Annotated in this window: 15 protein-coding genes and 1 other RNA gene; 12 read left to right on the plus strand and 4 right to left on the minus strand. The window is 59.2% G+C overall.

Translation table 11 applies throughout. The features are described from left to right. The first annotated feature begins 113 nt into the window (after positions 1-113). The 7 genes from DCO57_RS10470 to arsH all read left to right on the plus strand — a co-directional run bounded on the left by DCO57_RS10470 (position 114) and on the right by arsH (position 5181). Complete coding sequence (locus DCO57_RS10470; RefSeq protein ID WP_116698847.1) at positions 114-1109, plus strand: TRAP transporter substrate-binding protein; 996 nt, start codon at positions 114-116, stop codon at positions 1107-1109. 68 nt (positions 1110-1177) lie between these two features. Further along, the gene (locus DCO57_RS10475) at positions 1178-1735 is read left to right on the plus strand and encodes a TRAP transporter small permease (RefSeq protein ID WP_116698848.1); all 558 of its coding nucleotides are present in this window, start codon (positions 1178-1180) and stop codon (positions 1733-1735) included. Beyond that, complete coding sequence (locus DCO57_RS10480; protein WP_116698849.1) at positions 1735-3039, plus strand: TRAP transporter large permease subunit; 1305 nt, start codon at positions 1735-1737, stop codon at positions 3037-3039. Before DCO57_RS10475 ends, DCO57_RS10480 begins: the two co-directional genes overlap by 1 nt. A gap of 70 nt (positions 3040-3109) precedes the next feature. After that, entirely contained in the window at positions 3110-3616 is a 507-nt protein-coding gene (locus DCO57_RS10485; RefSeq protein ID WP_116698988.1) for a winged helix DNA-binding protein, read from the plus strand. A gap of 65 nt (positions 3617-3681) precedes the next feature. Further along, positions 3682-4020 carry a metalloregulator ArsR/SmtB family transcription factor gene (locus DCO57_RS10490; RefSeq protein ID WP_116698850.1) on the plus strand — a complete coding sequence of 113 codons (339 nt, stop codon included), beginning with the start codon at positions 3682-3684 and terminating at the stop codon, positions 4018-4020. A gap of 14 nt (positions 4021-4034) precedes the next feature. After that, a complete protein-coding gene (gene arsC / locus DCO57_RS10495; RefSeq protein ID WP_116698851.1) occupies positions 4035-4448 on the plus strand; it encodes an arsenate reductase (glutaredoxin) in 414 nt (137 codons plus the stop codon). Continuing rightward, the gene (gene arsH, locus DCO57_RS10500) at positions 4441-5181 is read left to right on the plus strand and encodes an arsenical resistance protein ArsH (RefSeq protein WP_116698852.1); all 741 of its coding nucleotides are present in this window, start codon (positions 4441-4443) and stop codon (positions 5179-5181) included. The genes arsC and arsH overlap by 8 nt, the downstream gene beginning before the upstream one ends. A 14-nt stretch (positions 5182-5195) precedes the next feature. On the opposite strand, the gene DCO57_RS10505 is transcribed toward arsH, so the two are convergent. Further along, positions 5196-7307: an EAL domain-containing protein gene (locus tag DCO57_RS10505; protein WP_208977889.1), complete on the minus strand. Its 2112-nt coding sequence runs from the start codon at positions 7305-7307 to the stop codon at positions 5196-5198. A gap of 404 nt (positions 7308-7711) precedes the next feature. On the opposite strand from DCO57_RS10505, the gene DCO57_RS10510 reads away from it, so the two are divergent. The 3 genes from DCO57_RS10510 (at position 7712) to DCO57_RS10520 (ending at position 10086) form a co-directional block, all read left to right on the plus strand. Further along, positions 7712-8404 carry a DnaJ family molecular chaperone gene (locus DCO57_RS10510; RefSeq protein ID WP_116698853.1) on the plus strand — a complete coding sequence of 231 codons (693 nt, stop codon included), beginning with the start codon at positions 7712-7714 and terminating at the stop codon, positions 8402-8404. After that, positions 8401-9162: an N-acetylmuramoyl-L-alanine amidase gene (locus DCO57_RS10515; RefSeq protein WP_116698854.1), complete on the plus strand. Its 762-nt coding sequence runs from the start codon at positions 8401-8403 to the stop codon at positions 9160-9162. Before DCO57_RS10510 ends, DCO57_RS10515 begins: the two co-directional genes overlap by 4 nt. A 435-nt stretch (positions 9163-9597) precedes the next feature. Then, positions 9598-10086 carry a transglycosylase SLT domain-containing protein gene (locus DCO57_RS10520; RefSeq protein WP_116698855.1) on the plus strand — a complete coding sequence of 163 codons (489 nt, stop codon included), beginning with the start codon at positions 9598-9600 and terminating at the stop codon, positions 10084-10086. Positions 10087-10168: 82 nt separating this feature from the next. On the opposite strand, the gene DCO57_RS10525 is transcribed toward DCO57_RS10520, so the two are convergent. Then, positions 10169-10858 (minus strand): pyridoxamine 5'-phosphate oxidase family protein, encoded by a 690-nt coding sequence (locus tag DCO57_RS10525; protein WP_116698856.1) that lies wholly within the window; start codon positions 10856-10858, stop codon positions 10169-10171. 82 nt (positions 10859-10940) lie between these two features. Here DCO57_RS10525 and DCO57_RS10530 point away from each other — a divergent pair, with 82 nt between their 5' ends. Further along, positions 10941-12413, plus strand: a complete 1473-nt coding sequence (locus DCO57_RS10530) for a PLP-dependent aminotransferase family protein (RefSeq protein ID WP_116698857.1) — start codon at positions 10941-10943, stop codon at positions 12411-12413. A 128-nt stretch (positions 12414-12541) separates the two neighbouring features. Here DCO57_RS10530 and DCO57_RS10535 read toward each other — a convergent pair whose 3' ends face one another. Continuing rightward, entirely contained in the window at positions 12542-14227 is a 1686-nt protein-coding gene (locus tag DCO57_RS10535) for a methyl-accepting chemotaxis protein (protein ID WP_116698858.1), read from the minus strand. A 13-nt stretch (positions 14228-14240) separates the two neighbouring features. Then, positions 14241-14843: a hypothetical protein gene (locus DCO57_RS10540; protein WP_116698859.1), complete on the minus strand. Its 603-nt coding sequence runs from the start codon at positions 14841-14843 to the stop codon at positions 14241-14243. 378 nt (positions 14844-15221) lie between these two features. On the opposite strand from DCO57_RS10540, the gene rnpB reads away from it, so the two are divergent. Then, positions 15222-15647: RNase P RNA component class A (rnpB, locus tag DCO57_RS10545), an RNA gene on the plus strand. Positions 15648-15980: the final 333 nt, after the last annotated feature.

The raw sequence follows: 15980 nt of genomic DNA on the forward strand, positions 1-15980 counted from the left end.
TTTCAATTTCCGAGTTTAGTCTGTGTGAGGATGCGCTTGTCGAAGGTGTGCAGAGAACGCACCCTGGGCAGCATCGCGACGGGATACATCCCCCTTCCAAGAGGAGTTTATTCATGCTGCAATCACGTTTTCTGAGCAGGGCGGGTGTCCGTCTGGTCGCCGCCGCCGCTTTCGGTCTTGCCGGTGCCGCTACGGTTTCCGCCGAAACCAAATGGGACATGCCGACGCCTTATGGTGACAGCAACTTCCATACCCAGAACATTGCCGTCTTCGCCGAGGACGTCAAAGAGAAGACCGACGGGTCGCTGGTCATCCAGATCCACTCTGCCGGTTCCCTCTTCAAGCATCCGGAAATCAAGAACGCCGTTCGCAAGGGCTTGGCGCCAATCGGCGAGACCCTCGTGTCGCGGCTTTCGAATGAAGATGCCGTCTTTGGCGTCGATTCCGTCCCGTTCCTGGCACCATCCTATGACAAGGCATGGAAACTCTACCAGGCCGCGAAGCCGGCCATGGAAGAGAAGCTCGATGCACAGGGTCTCGTGCTTCTTTATTCCGTTCCGTGGCCGCCGCAGGGTGTTTATGCCAAGAAGGAAATCAACAGCATCGACGACATGAAGGGCCTCAAGTTCCGCGCCTATAACGCGGCAACGGAGCGGCTGGCCCAGTTGGCAGGTGCCGTGCCGACCCAGGTCGAAGTGCCGGATATTCCGACGGCCTTTTCCACCGGCCGCGTGGAAGCAATGATCACCTCGCCCTCCACCGGAGCGAATTCCAAGGCCTGGGATTATCTGAGCCACTATCACGACACGCAGGCCTGGCTGCCGAAGAACATGGTCATCGTCAACAAGAGTGCTTTCGACGCACTCTCCGATGAGGAAAAAGCCGCCGTGCTGGAAGCGGCTGCTGAAGCCGAGAAACGTGGGTGGGAAGCTTCCAAGGTGGAAACCAACGGCAAGACGGCCATTCTGGTGGAAAACGGCATCACCGTTGTCAAACCGAGCAAGCAGCTGATCCAGGATTTGGCCGGTATCGGCGAAACCATGGCTGCCGAATGGCAGGAGCAAGCCGGTGAAGATGGCGCGGCCATTCTCGAAGCCTACAAAAACTGATATCAAAGCGCCGGGCCACAGTGCCCGGCGTTTTCCATAATCAGCTGCACATCCGGCGGGGGAAACCGATGCGTAAGGCCTTGAATGCGCTGTATCAGGCGTCAACGGTACTGGCTGCGTGCTGTCTCGTCGTCATTGCCTCTCTGGTGGCCCTCCAGGTGCTCATGCGGCTGCTCGACGGCGCCCTGAGCCTGGGCGGTATGGATCCGATCGGCCTGCTGGTGCCTTCGCTTGCCGAGATCGCCGGGTTTCTTCTTGTCGGAGCATCTTTCCTGGCGCTTGCCGGAACCTTCCGCAACAGCGACCACATCCGGGTCAATATCCTTCTTCAGTCGGTCGGGCCGCGGGTTGCGCATCTGCTGAATATATGGGCCGTGGCGGTTGCCCTCGCCCTTGCAGTCTTTTTTACCTGGCATGCCGGTGGCCTCGCTTATGACAGCTACGCCTACGGGGAAGTGTCCTTCGGTATCATTCCGGTTCCGCTGGTCATTCCGCAATCGATCATGGCCGCAGGACTTCTGGTGTTTTCCATAGCTCTGCTGGACGATCTGGTCGTTGCCCTTGCCGGGCATGCCCCGAGCTTCGAGACGGTCATCAAGGACGATCTGGTCGAGGGGAAAGAATAATGGACCTTTCCCTGATCGCGTTTTCCCTCGGGCTCGGCATGCTGGCAGCCCTGGCGACCGGCATCTGGGTCGCTGTTGCTCTTTTTGCCGTTGCGCTTGCAGCAATCATGGTCCTCGTGCCGGTGCCTGCCGGTACCGTCATGGCGACCACCGTCTGGGGCGCCTCCAATTCCTGGGATCTGACAGCCCTGCCGATGTTCATCTGGATGGGCGAAATCCTGTTCCGGTCCCGCCTGTCGGAGGACATGTTTGCCGGTCTGTCTCCCTGGATGCGCAATCTGCCCGGCCGGCTGCTGCACGTGAACATTCTCGGTTGCGGTATCTTCGCGGCCGTATCCGGTTCCTCGGCGGCCACCACGGCAACCATCGGGCGCATGTCGCTGCCGGAGCTGAAGCAGCGCGGCTACGATGAACGCATGGCCATCGGTACCCTTGCCGGATCGGGGACTCTGGGGTTGCTTATTCCTCCTTCGATCATCCTGATCGTCTATGGTGCGGCGACCGAACAATCGATCGCGCGACTCTTCATGGCCGGTGTGCTGCCAGGGGCCATGCTGTGTCTCCTGTTCATGGGATATGTGGCGCTTTGGGCGCTTGCCAACCGGCAGAAGATGCCGCCGAAGGAAGAGCCTGTCCCCTTTGTCAGCCGGCTGATAGCAACCCGCAGGCTGTTTCCGGTCATCGGCCTGATCGCGGGTGTCATCGGTTCGATCTATGCGGGGCTGGCTTCGCCGACGGAAGCGGCCGCCATCGGCGTGATGCTGTCCCTGCTGCTTTCCTGGGCCAGCGGAACCATGAGCCGGAAAAGCTTTTCCGATGCCCTCATGGGAGCGACCCGAACCTCCTGCATGATCGCCTTTATCCTTGCCGGAGCGTCGTTTCTGACCGTCGCCATGGGATACACAGGCATTCCGCGCGAACTGGCCGCCTGGATCGGTTCGCTGGACCTGTCACCCTATGCGCTTCTGGTGGCCCTGACCCTGTTCTTCATCGTGCTGGGCTGTTTTCTCGACGGCATATCGGTGGTGGTCCTGACAACCTCGGTGATCCTGCCGATGGTGGAGCAGGCCGGTCTCGACCTCATCTGGTTCGGGATCTATCTGGTTCTGGTCGTGGAGATGAGCCAGATAACACCGCCGGTCGGCTTCAATCTGTTCGTGCTGCAGGGAATGACCGGATACAACATCTTCAAGGTTGCCCGGATGGCATTGCCGTTCTTCCTGTTGATGATCCTGGCTGTGGTTCTGATTGTGGTGTTTCCGGACTTGGCTCTTTGGCTGCCACAGACGATGCTGAGCAATTAACGAAAAATCCTTGCGGGAGATTCAGGCGTTGCCGGAGAAGCCAGACATCACGAACGAACCGAATTCCGAAATGTCCATCGGACCTGTCGTTTCTTCGGCGCATCTGGCTTCGGGCGCCATGCCGGCCCTGTCGGAAATCGAGTTTGCCGTCACGATGATGGTCAATGCCTACCACCGCTGGATGGTTCGCTGCATGGCGGCCAGCGGATCGGAAGGGCTGGGACCGCTGGACGTGCTGGTGCTTCATTCGGTCAATCACCGCGGCCGGGCAAAAACGCTGTCGGACATCTGTCTGGTGTTGAACATAGAGGACACCCACACGGTTACCTATGCTCTCAAGAAACTTCAAAAAGCCGGGCTAATTTCAACCGGCCGCAGGGGCAAGGAAAAGACCGCCGAGATCACTGCCACGGGAGAGGCGGCCTGTATGGAATACAGGCGCCTGCGCGAAGCCCTTCTTGTGGAACCCATGAAGGCGATGGGGCTGGACGAGAGTGAACTCTCCCGGCTGGCCGCGATGCTTCGTCTCGTATCCGGAAATTACGATCAGGCCGCACGCGCCGCTGCGGCCATGTAACCGGTTTTTCGGGCCATGGGGCAGTCGCCTGTTGAATATTACAAAATTTCTTGTAGTATCGAATTATGGAAGATCAGGATGCCGTTTCCGCGCTGGGCGCGCTTGCCCAGGAGGACCGTCTGGCTGCGTTCCGCCTGTTGATGGCGGCAGGGCCGCAAGGTCTTCCTTCCGGGGCGATTGCCGAGCGTCTGGATATTCAGCCGACCCGGATGTCGTTTCATCTGACCACATTGGAGCGGGCGGGTCTTCTAACGGCCCGCAGGGAGGGGCGGCATATTCATTATGCGGTCAGGTTTGACCGTATGAAAAACCTTCTGGCCTTCCTGGTGGAGGACTGCTGCGGCAACGATCCCGCCATCTGCTGTTTCCCTACCGGCAAGTATACAACGCCGTCAGGCGCCTGACAGGATTTCACTTCATGACGATCACCATCTATCACAACCCGAAATGCGGGACCTCCCGCAACACGCTTGAGATGATCCGCAAATCCGGCGTGGAGCCGGAGGTCATCGAATATCTCAAGACCCCGCCAGGCCGGGATGAGCTTGTCAGCCTGATTGCCAGGATGGGAATTGCCGTTCGTGACCTTCTGCGCCAGAAGGGGACGCCCTATGACGAGCTCGGTCTTGACGATGCCAAATGGTCCGACGATCAACTGATCGATTTCATGATGGAGCATCCCATTCTGATCAACCGGCCGATCGTTGTTTCCGACAAGGGCGTTCGCTTGTGCAGGCCCTCCGAAAAGGTCATGGATCTGCTGCCGAAAGACATCGGGATCTTCACGAAAGAGGACGGCAGTGAGGTGAGGCCGGGAGCGGGCAATGACTGAACTTGACCTTGCCGGTAACGACCTTCGCAATATTGTCGCACCGGATCTGAAGCCGATTGAAAAGAGCCGCCTGCTTGCACCCGACTTCCCGGTTCATCCGCCACGCGTCCTCCTGCTGTATGGCTCTCTGCGCGAACGCTCCTACAGCCGGTTTCTCGTTCTGGAAGCCGAGCGCCTGTTGAAGGCGTTCGGTGCCGAGACCCGGATCTTCAATCCCTCCGGTCTCCCCCTGCCGGATGATGCGGATGCCAGCCATCCGAAGGTCGCCGAACTCAGGGAGCTGTGCGCCTGGTCGGAGGCGCATGTGTGGTGTTCTCCCGAGCGTCACGGTGCGATGACCGGTATACTGAAATCCCAGATCGACTGGATACCGTTGAGCGTTGGAGCAATTCGTCCGACACAGGGCAAGACACTGGCCCTGATGCAGGTTTCCGGCGGATCCCAATCGTTCAATGCCCTCAACCAGATGCGGGTGCTCGGCAGATGGATGCGCATGGTGACCATCCCCAACCAGTCCTCGGTTCCCAAGGCCTATCAGGAGTTTGACGAGGACGGACGGATGAAAGCCTCTCCCTTGTATGACCGTGTGGTGGATGTGATGGAAGAGCTGATGAAGTTCACACTTCTGACGCGCGGACAGTCCGGCTATCTGGTCGACCGCTATTCGGAAAGGAAGGCGGCGCGGGAAAAGCAGTCAGAGGCGGAAACAGCGGCGCTCGGCGTCGCCCGCTAGGTCGCGCCGGGATTCTATGTTGCCGAACTTGCTGGCCGTTGCAGGTCCTCGTTCGGCGCTTGGGGCGTGTTGCGGGTTCTTTCCTGCGGAAACCACAAGCCGCCGGACGTGTTCAGCCGGAAGGCCGGGAAATTCGCTTCGTGACTTGCGACGCTGTCCGGCTTGCCGAACATGTAGCCCTGAACGAGATCGCAGCCGGCGGCACTCAGCAGGAAGGCCTGCTCTTCGGTCTCGACGCCTTCGGCCGTAATCGTGACATCGAGCGAACGGCCAAGCCCGACAATGGATGTCACGATGGCGTCGGTGCTCGCATCCTTGCCGAGATTTTGAATGAAGGTCTTGTCGATCTTGATCTTGTCGAAGGGAAAGAGGCTCAGGTAACTCAGGGACGAGTACCCTGTCCCGAAATCATCCATTGCGATCGAAACGCCCATCTCGTGGATTTCCCGCAGTGTTCCGATCACCGCATCCGTGTTCGAGATCAGAAGGTTCTCGGTCACCTCGATCTCCAGACGTCTCGGATCGAGACCGGAATTGCGCAGGGCCGCAGCAACGCGTTTCTGGGTTTCGCCGGCAATGAATTGTGCCGGCGAGACATTGACCGCCACGCGGCGGGTCTTGTCTTCCCAAAGAGCGGCTTCCTGACAGGCATTGTTCAGGACCCAGGTTCCGATTTCCTCGATGAGACCTGTGTCTTCCGCGATCGGGATGAAGATGTCCGGCTTGATGGTTCCCTTGGTGGGATGATCCCAGCGGATCAGCGCTTCATAGCCCTTCAGCCTGCCGTCGCGCAGGGAGTATTGCGGCTGGTAAAGAAGCTTGAACTGGTCGAACCTGATCGCCTTGACGAGGCCGGCTTCCACTTCCTTGCGTTTCTGGGCATCGGCGTCCAGTTCCGGTGTGTACCAGGAAAACGTCGAACGACCGCTGTGTTTGGCGCGATACAGGGCAAGATCTGCGCAATGCAGCAGACGGGAGGCGCGCCACGAGCCGTCGGTGGCGCGGGCTATGCCGATCGACAGCGAAATCTTGATCTCCTTTCCGTCGATAATGCAGGGGATCTTTGTTGCCGCGTTCATGTTGGCCGCGAGTTTCGTCATGCGGGCCGGGTCGGACACCGAAGTCAGCAATACGGCAAACTCGTCGCCGGACAGCCGCGACACAAGATGGGTGTCGAACACCGCTTTCAGACGCTCGCTGACGATCTGGAGGAAAACGTCGCCGGTGCCGTGTCCGTGGGTGTCATTGACTTCCTTGAACTTGTCCACGTCGATCAGCATGACGCCGATGTTCGACGCCTTTGCCTGCGCGAGCCGAAGGGCCTCCGTGAGCCTTGCGTTGAACACTGCACGATTGGGCAGACCCGTCAGAGCGTCGTGATGGGCAAGAAACTGAATGTCCTGGTTGGTTGTCACCTGGTCGTGAAACCGCATCCAGAGCAGGATGCCGGCGAACAGGAAGGATGTCAGGCACAATCCGCCGATTGCCGCGCTGATGGTCAGGATCAGGGGGCTCAGGCTGGACAGCTGGCCGGACTGCCGGGTCAGGAGCAACAGGTCAGGCATGGCCGTATCCCCCGTCTCCGGACGATAGGCAATGACAGCGTTGTGTCCGAAGCGCCCATCCCAGGTCATGTCCGGCACCGCCGCCAGGGAGTTCAGGTCCAGTGTTGCCACCGCCCTGGTCAATGTGTCAGGCGACAGAAGAGATCTGTCGCGCGTCCAGGGGATTTGCTGAAGACCGGTTTCGCTGCGGGCGGTGTTGGTCGTCTGGGCTGGAAATATGACCGCCGCGTCCAGAATGTCCGATATCCCGCTCTTGTGCTGGAACAGGGCCTTGATCTCAGTGAGGGTTTCCGACGCAAGCTGCGGTTCGGAGGCCGGCCTGGCAGAAAGGCGCAGCCCTGAAACCGCCTGCGGTACAGGGCTTCTGCGCTCATCGGCAAGCGCCGTCAAAATCGTGTCGATCGTCTTTTCGTGAGGAAGAAACGTCTGCTCGAGTCCGCGGACAAGAAGCCAGTGTGTCAGGAAGCGATTGCTGGCATAGACACCCAGCGCCAGTGTCATGACCAGCGACATGGATATGAAAAAAACGACAATGCTTTTTCTTGCCAGGGGGTCTGCCATCCTGAGAGGCACCATGTTCTGAAATCTATCACATGATCCTATGCCCAATTTCTTTCACCAACATGAATCCCTCCGGATTTTTCCCTATGTCTGCCGCCCGAAAGTCTCGCAATAGCGATTTCCGTGATTGTCAGGGTTACCCTTGAAGGTTGTCATGACCGCATCGGCACGTGGGAAATTCTCGAAAAATTACCATGCGAATCCGCTGGGACAAATTTGACGGGATGCTCCGGGACTTTCAGATCGATCATCGTTTCCAAGCCTCTGCCGGGGCGTTCCAATGGAGGTTGATCTGGCCAAACATCCGCGCTGCCGATATGACTGGAAGGCGCAACTGATTCATTGTGGAAGGCGCCGGCGGAGAAGGTCTTTTTCCGGAATGCGGCCCCGGCAGGAGCTGATTTGTGAGCGTCTGGAGCAGTATTGGCAGTATTGTGGGGGCCATCGGTACCGGCGGGGCCCATCTGGTGGACCGCCTGGTTCAGCTTGTTCTGGCCCGTCCGGAAGGAACCGGCAGAGTTGCCTTCACCGTGGCGATGATCGCTCTGTCGGCGAAAATGGCCAAGGCAGACGGCGTCGTCACCACGGATGAGGTTCTTGCCTTCCGGGACCTGTTCGAAGTTCCGGAAAAGGAAGAACGCAATGTTGCCAGACTGTTCAATCTCGCCAAGGAGGATGTAGCGGGATTTGAGGTTTATGCGCAGAAGCTTGCCGATCTTTTCCCGTATGACCGCAAGACCCTGCTCGATATTCTCGACGGCCTTTTTCATATAGCCAAGGCCGACGGTATCATTCACGAGAGTGAACTGGGTTATCTTTCAAAGGTTGCAGAGGTCTTCGGGCTGGACGATCGCGAATTCTCGAAGGTGATGGCCCGGCACGTGCGCCAGGACGGCAATCCCTACGAGCTCCTGGGCCTTGGACCTGACGCCAGCGATGCGGAGTTGAAGGCGCACTACCGGCGGGAAGTTCAGGAAACGCACCCGGACCGTCTCATCGCCAGAGGAGTGCCGGAGGAATTCGTCCGGATTGCCAACGACCGTCTGGCCGCACTCAACGATGCCTGGGCGAAAATCTGCGCGGAAAGAGGATTATGACAGTCAAAGCCGATACCGGGGTGACAGCCAGGGTTCACCCCTCGCCAAATCACGGTCCGCGCGCGCCAGGCGTGCCGATCGATATGGTCATACTGCATTATACCGGCATGAAGACCGCCGAGGCCGCGCTGAGCAGGCTGTGCAACCCGGAAGCCGAGGTTTCGGCCCACTATCTTGTCGATGAGGACGGCAGCATTCTTCAATGTGTCCCGGAGGCCAGACGCGCGTGGCATGCGGGGCGCAGCTCCTGGAAGGGGCAGGACGACATCAATTCCCGCTCGATCGGCATCGAAATTGTCAATCCGGGCCATGAAAACGGCTACAGGGCCTTTCCGGACAGGCAGATCGAGTCCGTGGTGGCGTTGACCAAGGACATATGCCGCCGGCATGACGTTCAGCCCTGGGGGGTGCTGGGCCACTCCGACATCGCGCCTGAGCGAAAGCAGGATCCGGGAGAGCTATTTCCCTGGGGCCGATTGGCGGAAGCCGGTATCGGTCTTTATGTTGAACCGTTTCCAGTGGGGTCCGGCCTGTTCATTCAGGCCGGCGATCGCGGCCAGCCGGTCGAGGCTCTTCAGTCCATGCTCGCCCTCTTCGGGTATGAAATCGGCATTACGGGGGCGTTTGATGAGCGGACGCAGCTCGTCGTGACGGCCTTTCAGCGGCATTTCCGTCCGGAAAAGGTGGACGGCGTCGTCGATCAGTCGACGATCGAAACGCTCAATGCCCTTCTGAGGAAGTTGCCCTCGCTTTCCTGAACGACCGGAAATGCGCTTGTACAAGCGACGGAACGGCTTCCGCAGCGGTCGATCGGCGGAAAAATATCCACAATCAACGCAGGACAGGCAGCTTCGGTTCCCGCGCTGCAGCATTTTTCTGCCGGAAAAATCGAGGATCGTCACAGACATTCTCAGTAATGTCGCCCCATTGTCGGAAAGCTGGCAATTTTTGGTCACAAACTGCAGTGATTGACCAAATGTCGTCCCGAATTTGCGTAAAAAATTGTATTAAATTGAAATAATTCGTGATCCTGAAGTGCCCATTTTGGTCCCATAGGTCCTTCATTCCTCCGCCCCGAATTCAACTGCAACAAATAACCAAAAGGGCTGGACTGAATGTTACGGTCATTCAAGACACTTACTGGCGCACTATGCCTCTTCGCCTATGCAACAACACTCGCCGCACCGGCAGCAATGGCGACAGGACCTGGTTCGGGTTCTGAGCCGATCCTGCACATCATCGAGAAACCTGGCGAGACGCAGGTCGCTGCGCTGACGGGGACAAAGTCCGCAAAGCGGAGTAGCAGCAAGGACAGATACGCGAAACTGATCCGCAAGGCGGCCTCCAAGTACGGGGTGCCGGTCAAGATCGCCAAGGCGGTGGTCGAGGTGGAGAGCAATTTCAATCCGAGAGCGCGTGGCAGTGCCGGTGAAGTCGGACTTATGCAGATCAAGCCGGCAACGGCGCGGGGCATCGGCTACCGCGGATCCACCAAGGCGCTGTATGACCCGGCAACCAATCTGGAATGGGGCATGAAATATCTCGCCGGCGCCCATGAGCGGGCGAACGGCGATCTGTGCGGTACCATTCTGCGCTACAACGCGGGCCATTTCGCAAAACGGATGAATCCGGTCAGCCGGCGTTACTGCGGCAAGGTCAAACGGATCCTCGCCTCCAACTGATCTCTCCGGTACAGATTGTCCCGATGAGCAGACCCCGCTGAATTTCGGCGGGGTTTTTTCGTGGCGGTGGCCACATACCGGCTCAGGCAAATTTGCGCCGCGCAGCGGGGACGGATGGGGGAACAGGTGTTGTTTCCGGAACATCGGCTGCGGTGAAGGGCTGGCCGAGTGCCGTGGTCACCGGTACGACGCCTGCCCAGATATCCGTTCCCAGATCTTCCGTATCATCGACGGGACCTCCCGTGCGGATCTTCGTGCTGATGTGTTCGATCTCCAGGGCCAGAACGCCAGTCCCCTTGTGTTCCTTTGTCAACATCTCACGGCATTCGTCCCAGCGCCCCGGCAGGAGGTGATCGGTTATGGCGGCAAGAGCCCGGATCTGCTCCTCCGGATCATCCACCAGCCGCGCGGTGCCGTGCACGACAGCGCAGCGGTAATTCATGGAATGGTGGAATGCCGAGCGGGCCACAACGAGGCCATCGACCAGCGTGACGGTGACGCTCGCCGGAACTCCGGCGGCATTTGCCCTTATGATCCGGGTGGTGCTGGCGCCGTGAACATAGAGCCTGTCGCCGCAGCGGGCATAGGCCATCGGGATGACCATCGGCCGGTCCTCATGAATGAAGCCGCAATGGGCCACCAGGCCGGAGTCGAGGATTTCATAGGCCTGCTCCCGGTCGTAGCTGCCGCGCTTCATCTGCCGGATCCTGGCAAAATCGGGCAGGCCGGTGGATTGCCGTTCGTCCGGAGTGATCTTGTCAGAATTGGGCATTGCCTGTCTCCATTGAAAATGTGTCTTGTTTTTCGTGGTTTCGTCGATAAATTGGATCTGTAAAAGATCCGGTTTCTCAAAAATGACAGAACCAGTTTTCCCGGAAGGCATATTGACCCTGAACCGGTCGGGTGACGTTCCCCTGCCGGAACAGATCTATCGGGGGCTTCGGGAGGCTGTGCGGGCCGGCCTGTTGCGGCCCGGGACGCGACTGCCGTCAACCCGCCGTCTTGCCTCGACGCTCGAGGTTGCCAGAAACACGGTGAATACGGCCTATGAGCTGCTGCAGGCCGAAGGCGTCATTTCCGTCAGGACAGGGGCAGCTCCCAGAATTGCCGAAGATCTGTTTCCCGAAGGTCTGCCGGCCGGCACGCCGGAGCCGCCCGCACAGCCGGGCCTGTCGAAACGCGGTCAAAGGCTCGCGGTGAACTTGCGCGGCGACGGCTGGGCCACGCGCCACGGGGCGCTTCAGCCGGGAGCGCCAGCGCTTGACTGCTTTCCTTATGAGGAATGGGCGCGCTGCCTGCGCCGCGCGGCCCGATTGGAACGCAGCGCCGATCTGCAATATCGCAATTACGCGGGTGTGCCCGCCCTCAAGTTGCAGCTTGCCCGCCATCTGGCTGCGGAGCGCGGTGTGCGGGCGGAGCCGGAGCAGGTTCTGATCATCAGTTCCATGCAGGCGGGCCTGTCCCTGCTGTCCCAGGCACTCGGCGATCCGGGGGACGAGGTCTGGCTGGAAGACCCCGGGTATCTGGGCGCACGAACCGCCTTTCACGCGGCAGGATTCCGGATCCGGCCGTTGCCCACGGACGGGCAGGGGGCGGATGCAGGGAGCATGTGCATCGGAGACAACCCTCCCAAGCTCATCTATGTGACTCCGTCCCATCAATATCCGCTCGGTGTGCGCATGCCGCTTGCCCGCCGTCTTGCGCTTCTGGAAGCGGCTCGCACCACTGGGGCCGTTGTTCTGGAAGATGACTATGACAGCGAGTTTCTGTTTTCCGGACGCCCCGTTGCCGCGCTCTACGGCCTGGCCGGAGAAGGGCAGGTGATCTATCTGGGGACATTTTCCAAAAGTCTCATGCCCGGACTGCGCATTGCCTTTTGCGTGGTTCCGGCAGCCCTGATCGCGCCGCTGACCCAGCTCATGCGCAATATGGGCTGTGCTGCCAATGTTCAGGCCCAGGCCGCATTGGCGAGCTTCATGGATGGTGGCGCCTATCAGAAACACCTGAAGCTGATCCGTGAGGTCTACAGGGAGAGAGGCATGATGCTGGTCGAGGCCCTGAAACGGCGTCTTGGCAACAGGATCGAGGTCGAGCCGCCTGCCGGCAATGTACAGGTCGCCTTGACCTTCCGCGAACCGGTCGATGATGTGGCGTTGGCGCAGGAGATGCACAAGGCGGGATTTGCCGTATCTGCCCTGAGCGGCTGTTATCTGGGGGCGGTGAAAACGCCGGGGCTGATCATTGGTTTCGCGGGGGCATCAGCTGCCCAGGTCGGCGAAGGCGTGGAGGTGCTGGGCACGCTGTTGGACCGGTTCGTGACCGGTTGAGACGATTATGTAACGTAATCATCGTCGCTCCCGGTGAGGGCAGGGCCGCGGCAAAAAAACTCCCGCGGCAGGTCTCTGCCGCGGGAGGATTGGTCGTGGTGCTGCTGCCACAGGACGTGGCAGCCTTGTCAGGCCGCGCGAACCTTGGTCAGGAACTCTTCCATGGCCTGACGCAGATTGTTGGACTGGCCGTGAAGGTCGCCCACAGCCGCATTCATGGCCGTGCCGAGCTTGGCGGTTTCACCTGCGGCGCCACTGACTTCCGAGATGGAGCGTGACACGCCTTCCGTGCCCTGGGCCGCCTCGGCAACGCTGCTGGCGATTTCCGTCGTCGCCAGATTCTGTTCTTCGGCAGCTCCGGACATAGCGGAGGTGTTTTCGGTTATCTTCTGAACCATTTGCGCAACCGAACCGGTGGCTTCGGTAGACTCGTCGACGACCTGGCGCATTTCGGAGATCTGACGGTCGATCTCTTCCGTTGCCTTGGATGTCTGTTCGGCCAGAGCCTTGACTTCGGAAGCAACCACGGCAAATCCCTTGCCTGCTTCACCGGCACGGGCCGCTTCGATCGTGGCGTTCAGCGCGAGCAGGTTGGTCTGTTCGGCGATGTCCGTGATGAGTTTGGTTACGTCGCCGATACGGGCGACCACCTGCTGGAGGGTCGAGACGGCCCGGTTGGACCGGTCGACTTCCGTTTCCGCATTTCGCGCGATTTCCGCAGATGAACGCACCTGTTCGGTGATGGCCCGGATCGAAGCGGACAGTTCTTCAGTCGCGCTTGCCACCGTGTTGACATTCGCGGTTGCCTGTTCGGCCGCCGCGGACACTGCCAGAGCCTCTGTCGTCGTATTGTTGGCGATGTCAGACAGGGAGCCGGCCGAATTGGTCATTTCATCGAGCTTGGCGATCATGCCGTTATAGATGCTGAGAACGGTGCTCTCGAAATCACTGGCGACATTCTCCATCTCCTGCCGCTTGAGGCGCTCGGCATTCTCCCGCTCCTCGGCGGTTGAGGCTTCCAGCTCTCGGGTGCGGATCAGGTTTTCCCTGAAGACGCCCAGGGCCCGGCCCATAAGCCCGATTTCATCGCCCCGTTCACCCACATCGACGGTTTGAGAGGTGTCCCCGGTTGCAAGTGCCTGGGTGATGCCGGACAGGCGGGCGAGCGGCGCGGAAACGATCACATGGTTCACAAAGCCCAGTACCATTGCGAGAATGGTCAGGGTAAGCGCACTGGCAATTGCGACGATTTCCACCGTCTGCAGGGCGGCTTCCTGCACCTGTTCGGATTGGTTCCGCCGGACGCCGACCGCATCCGTGAACGTGCGGCTTTCGTGCTGTACCGCTGCGAGCAGTTCTGCACTTTCGGGGGTCACGTCGATGGCGCGGGCCAGATCGACCGTTTCCGGTGATCTCATGAGCTCGATCTGCCGGGCGGCAATGCGGGTAAACCACGCCTGCCAGGTTGACTCCAGCTGCTCGAGATTGGCGCTGAATTCCGGAGCCGTTTCCGAGATGAGTTTCCCGACTTCCGCAATCTGGCTGTTGATTTCGCCGTCAAGCTCCTGTGTCCGGGCCAGCCAGTCACGGTTGCCGGTGAGCAGGAACGATTTGACTGCAAGCGCCTGGCCGACGATCTTTTCGTTCAACTGAGCTGTCTGGGCGTTGAGGTTGGAAAGTGCGGAAGCCAGTTCGACCTGCTGGCGGGCCGACATTGTCTGGATGGCACTGGTACCACCGGCGACAGCGCCGATGAGAGCCAGTAACAGAAAACCGGCGGCGATCTTTTTGCTGACAGAGAGATTTTTGAGCATTGTGCGTATCCGTCTAGGAATTCGGGGACTGGCGGCGTTGAAGTTCCGTCAGATTGAATTCAACCGTGGCGGCACCGATCACTTTGCCGGTGTCAGGATCGGTAACCGACATATTCAGCTGGGCGCGCCAGATCTTGCGATCCTCGTCCCATTCCGCTGCGTCGATGAAGACCGCTTCCGGGCCGTTGGGATAGGTTTTCTGAAATTTGGCTTCATCGCCCTGCCAGTAATCGCCGGTAATCGCGCTCTGGCCGACATTCAGGCCGTTGGCGTCCATGACGAAAATTTCCGGGTAAAGGCCGAGGGAGTTGGCTTGCACGCGTAACAGGTAGATGGACAGCGGAGCGGACAGGGTCGCCGAGATCAGCGGCTTGTCGTCAGCTTCCCGTTCCTCGCGCCATTGCCCGTCGAGTGTGTCGATTTCAGCCTGGGAAAGGGCGCCGCGCAGGTCGTTCTGGGCATTGATCGACAGGGAGACAATTGGATTGGAGAGCCACTCGCCAACACTCTCGACAATGGTCGGTGTAATGAGTTTTTCAGGATCGGGAGCCGTTTCGGCAAGCGCTCCGGATGATATCAGTAACGCGATCGGTAAACTGGCGTGCCAACTACGCATCGTATTCCTCCTCTATGTACATATCTCGAATCATGAGGGAGATTATTTAAATTTACCTAAATGAATTGTGATGTTTATTTATTCTGACTATGTTGTAATAAATAACAATCGTCGGACTTAAGTATCTAGGATGTCTGATATTTTGACGTACCTACAGTCTATGATTGTATATTTGGTTTCCTCTTCTTTTGTTTGTGTCTGGTTTCTTTTGCCGGAAGGTCCTTCATCAGGCGGGAGGACCCTTGCGCCGGGCCTGCAAATGCAAATGATGCATGTCCTGAAGGGGGCTTGCGGAGAGTGTCGAAGCATATCGGTTGGCGGAAACCGATCCGGTTCGTTGCTTGACCTTCGCTGCAAAGGCACTTAAGTCCGCAAGCGCCAGTCGGCCGGACAGCCGCTGCCGCAAGTGCCGAAAGGCCGCGGGGGAGGAAAGTCCGGGCTCCATGGAAATACGGTGCCGGGTAACGCCCGGCGAGGGTGACCTTAGGGAAAGTGCCACAGAAAGCAAACCGCCCCGACCTGGTTGTAGAACCCGGATGGGGTAAGGGTGAAAGGGTGGAGTAAGAGCCCACCGCGCAGCTGGCAACAGAGGCGGCATGGTAAACCCCACCGGGAGCAAAACCGAATAGGGACAGCGCGGGATCGGAGCAATTCGGTTCCAGGCCGATTTCCGGGCCAGCTGTCCGGGTTGGTTGCGTGAGGCGTCTGGTAACAGGCGTCCCAGATGAATGGCTGTCACGTCCGCAACGGGTCTTGTATCCTGAGCGGGCCATACAGAACCCGGCTTACAGGCCGGCTGGCGGTTTTAATGCGACTGGAATATCTCCGGCCTTCCCGGGAGGAGGGCGGGCAGGCGGAACGGCCCGCAATGACCCGGTCGCGCTGCCTGCGCGAGGGGTGAGCCGGACCGGCCTCCTGCGATCTCTCTCGTTCTCCACAAGTCTTTGGTGCACGGCAAATTTTGCCGGGTTTGCGCGCCTGTTCAGGCAAAACCTCCGTAAACGTGCGCATCCGATTCTTCTTTTCTGTCAAGGCTTCATTAAGCATGTTTCGCCTAAGGTCTTCCGATGGGGTCGTGTGCGATCAAATCGAGCCGGAATCCGTGAGATTCCATTGACCGCCCATGATTTCCCATGA

The organism is Labrenzia sp. 011, assembly GCF_003075075.1.
GTDB lineage: Bacteria > Pseudomonadota > Alphaproteobacteria > Rhizobiales > Stappiaceae > Roseibium.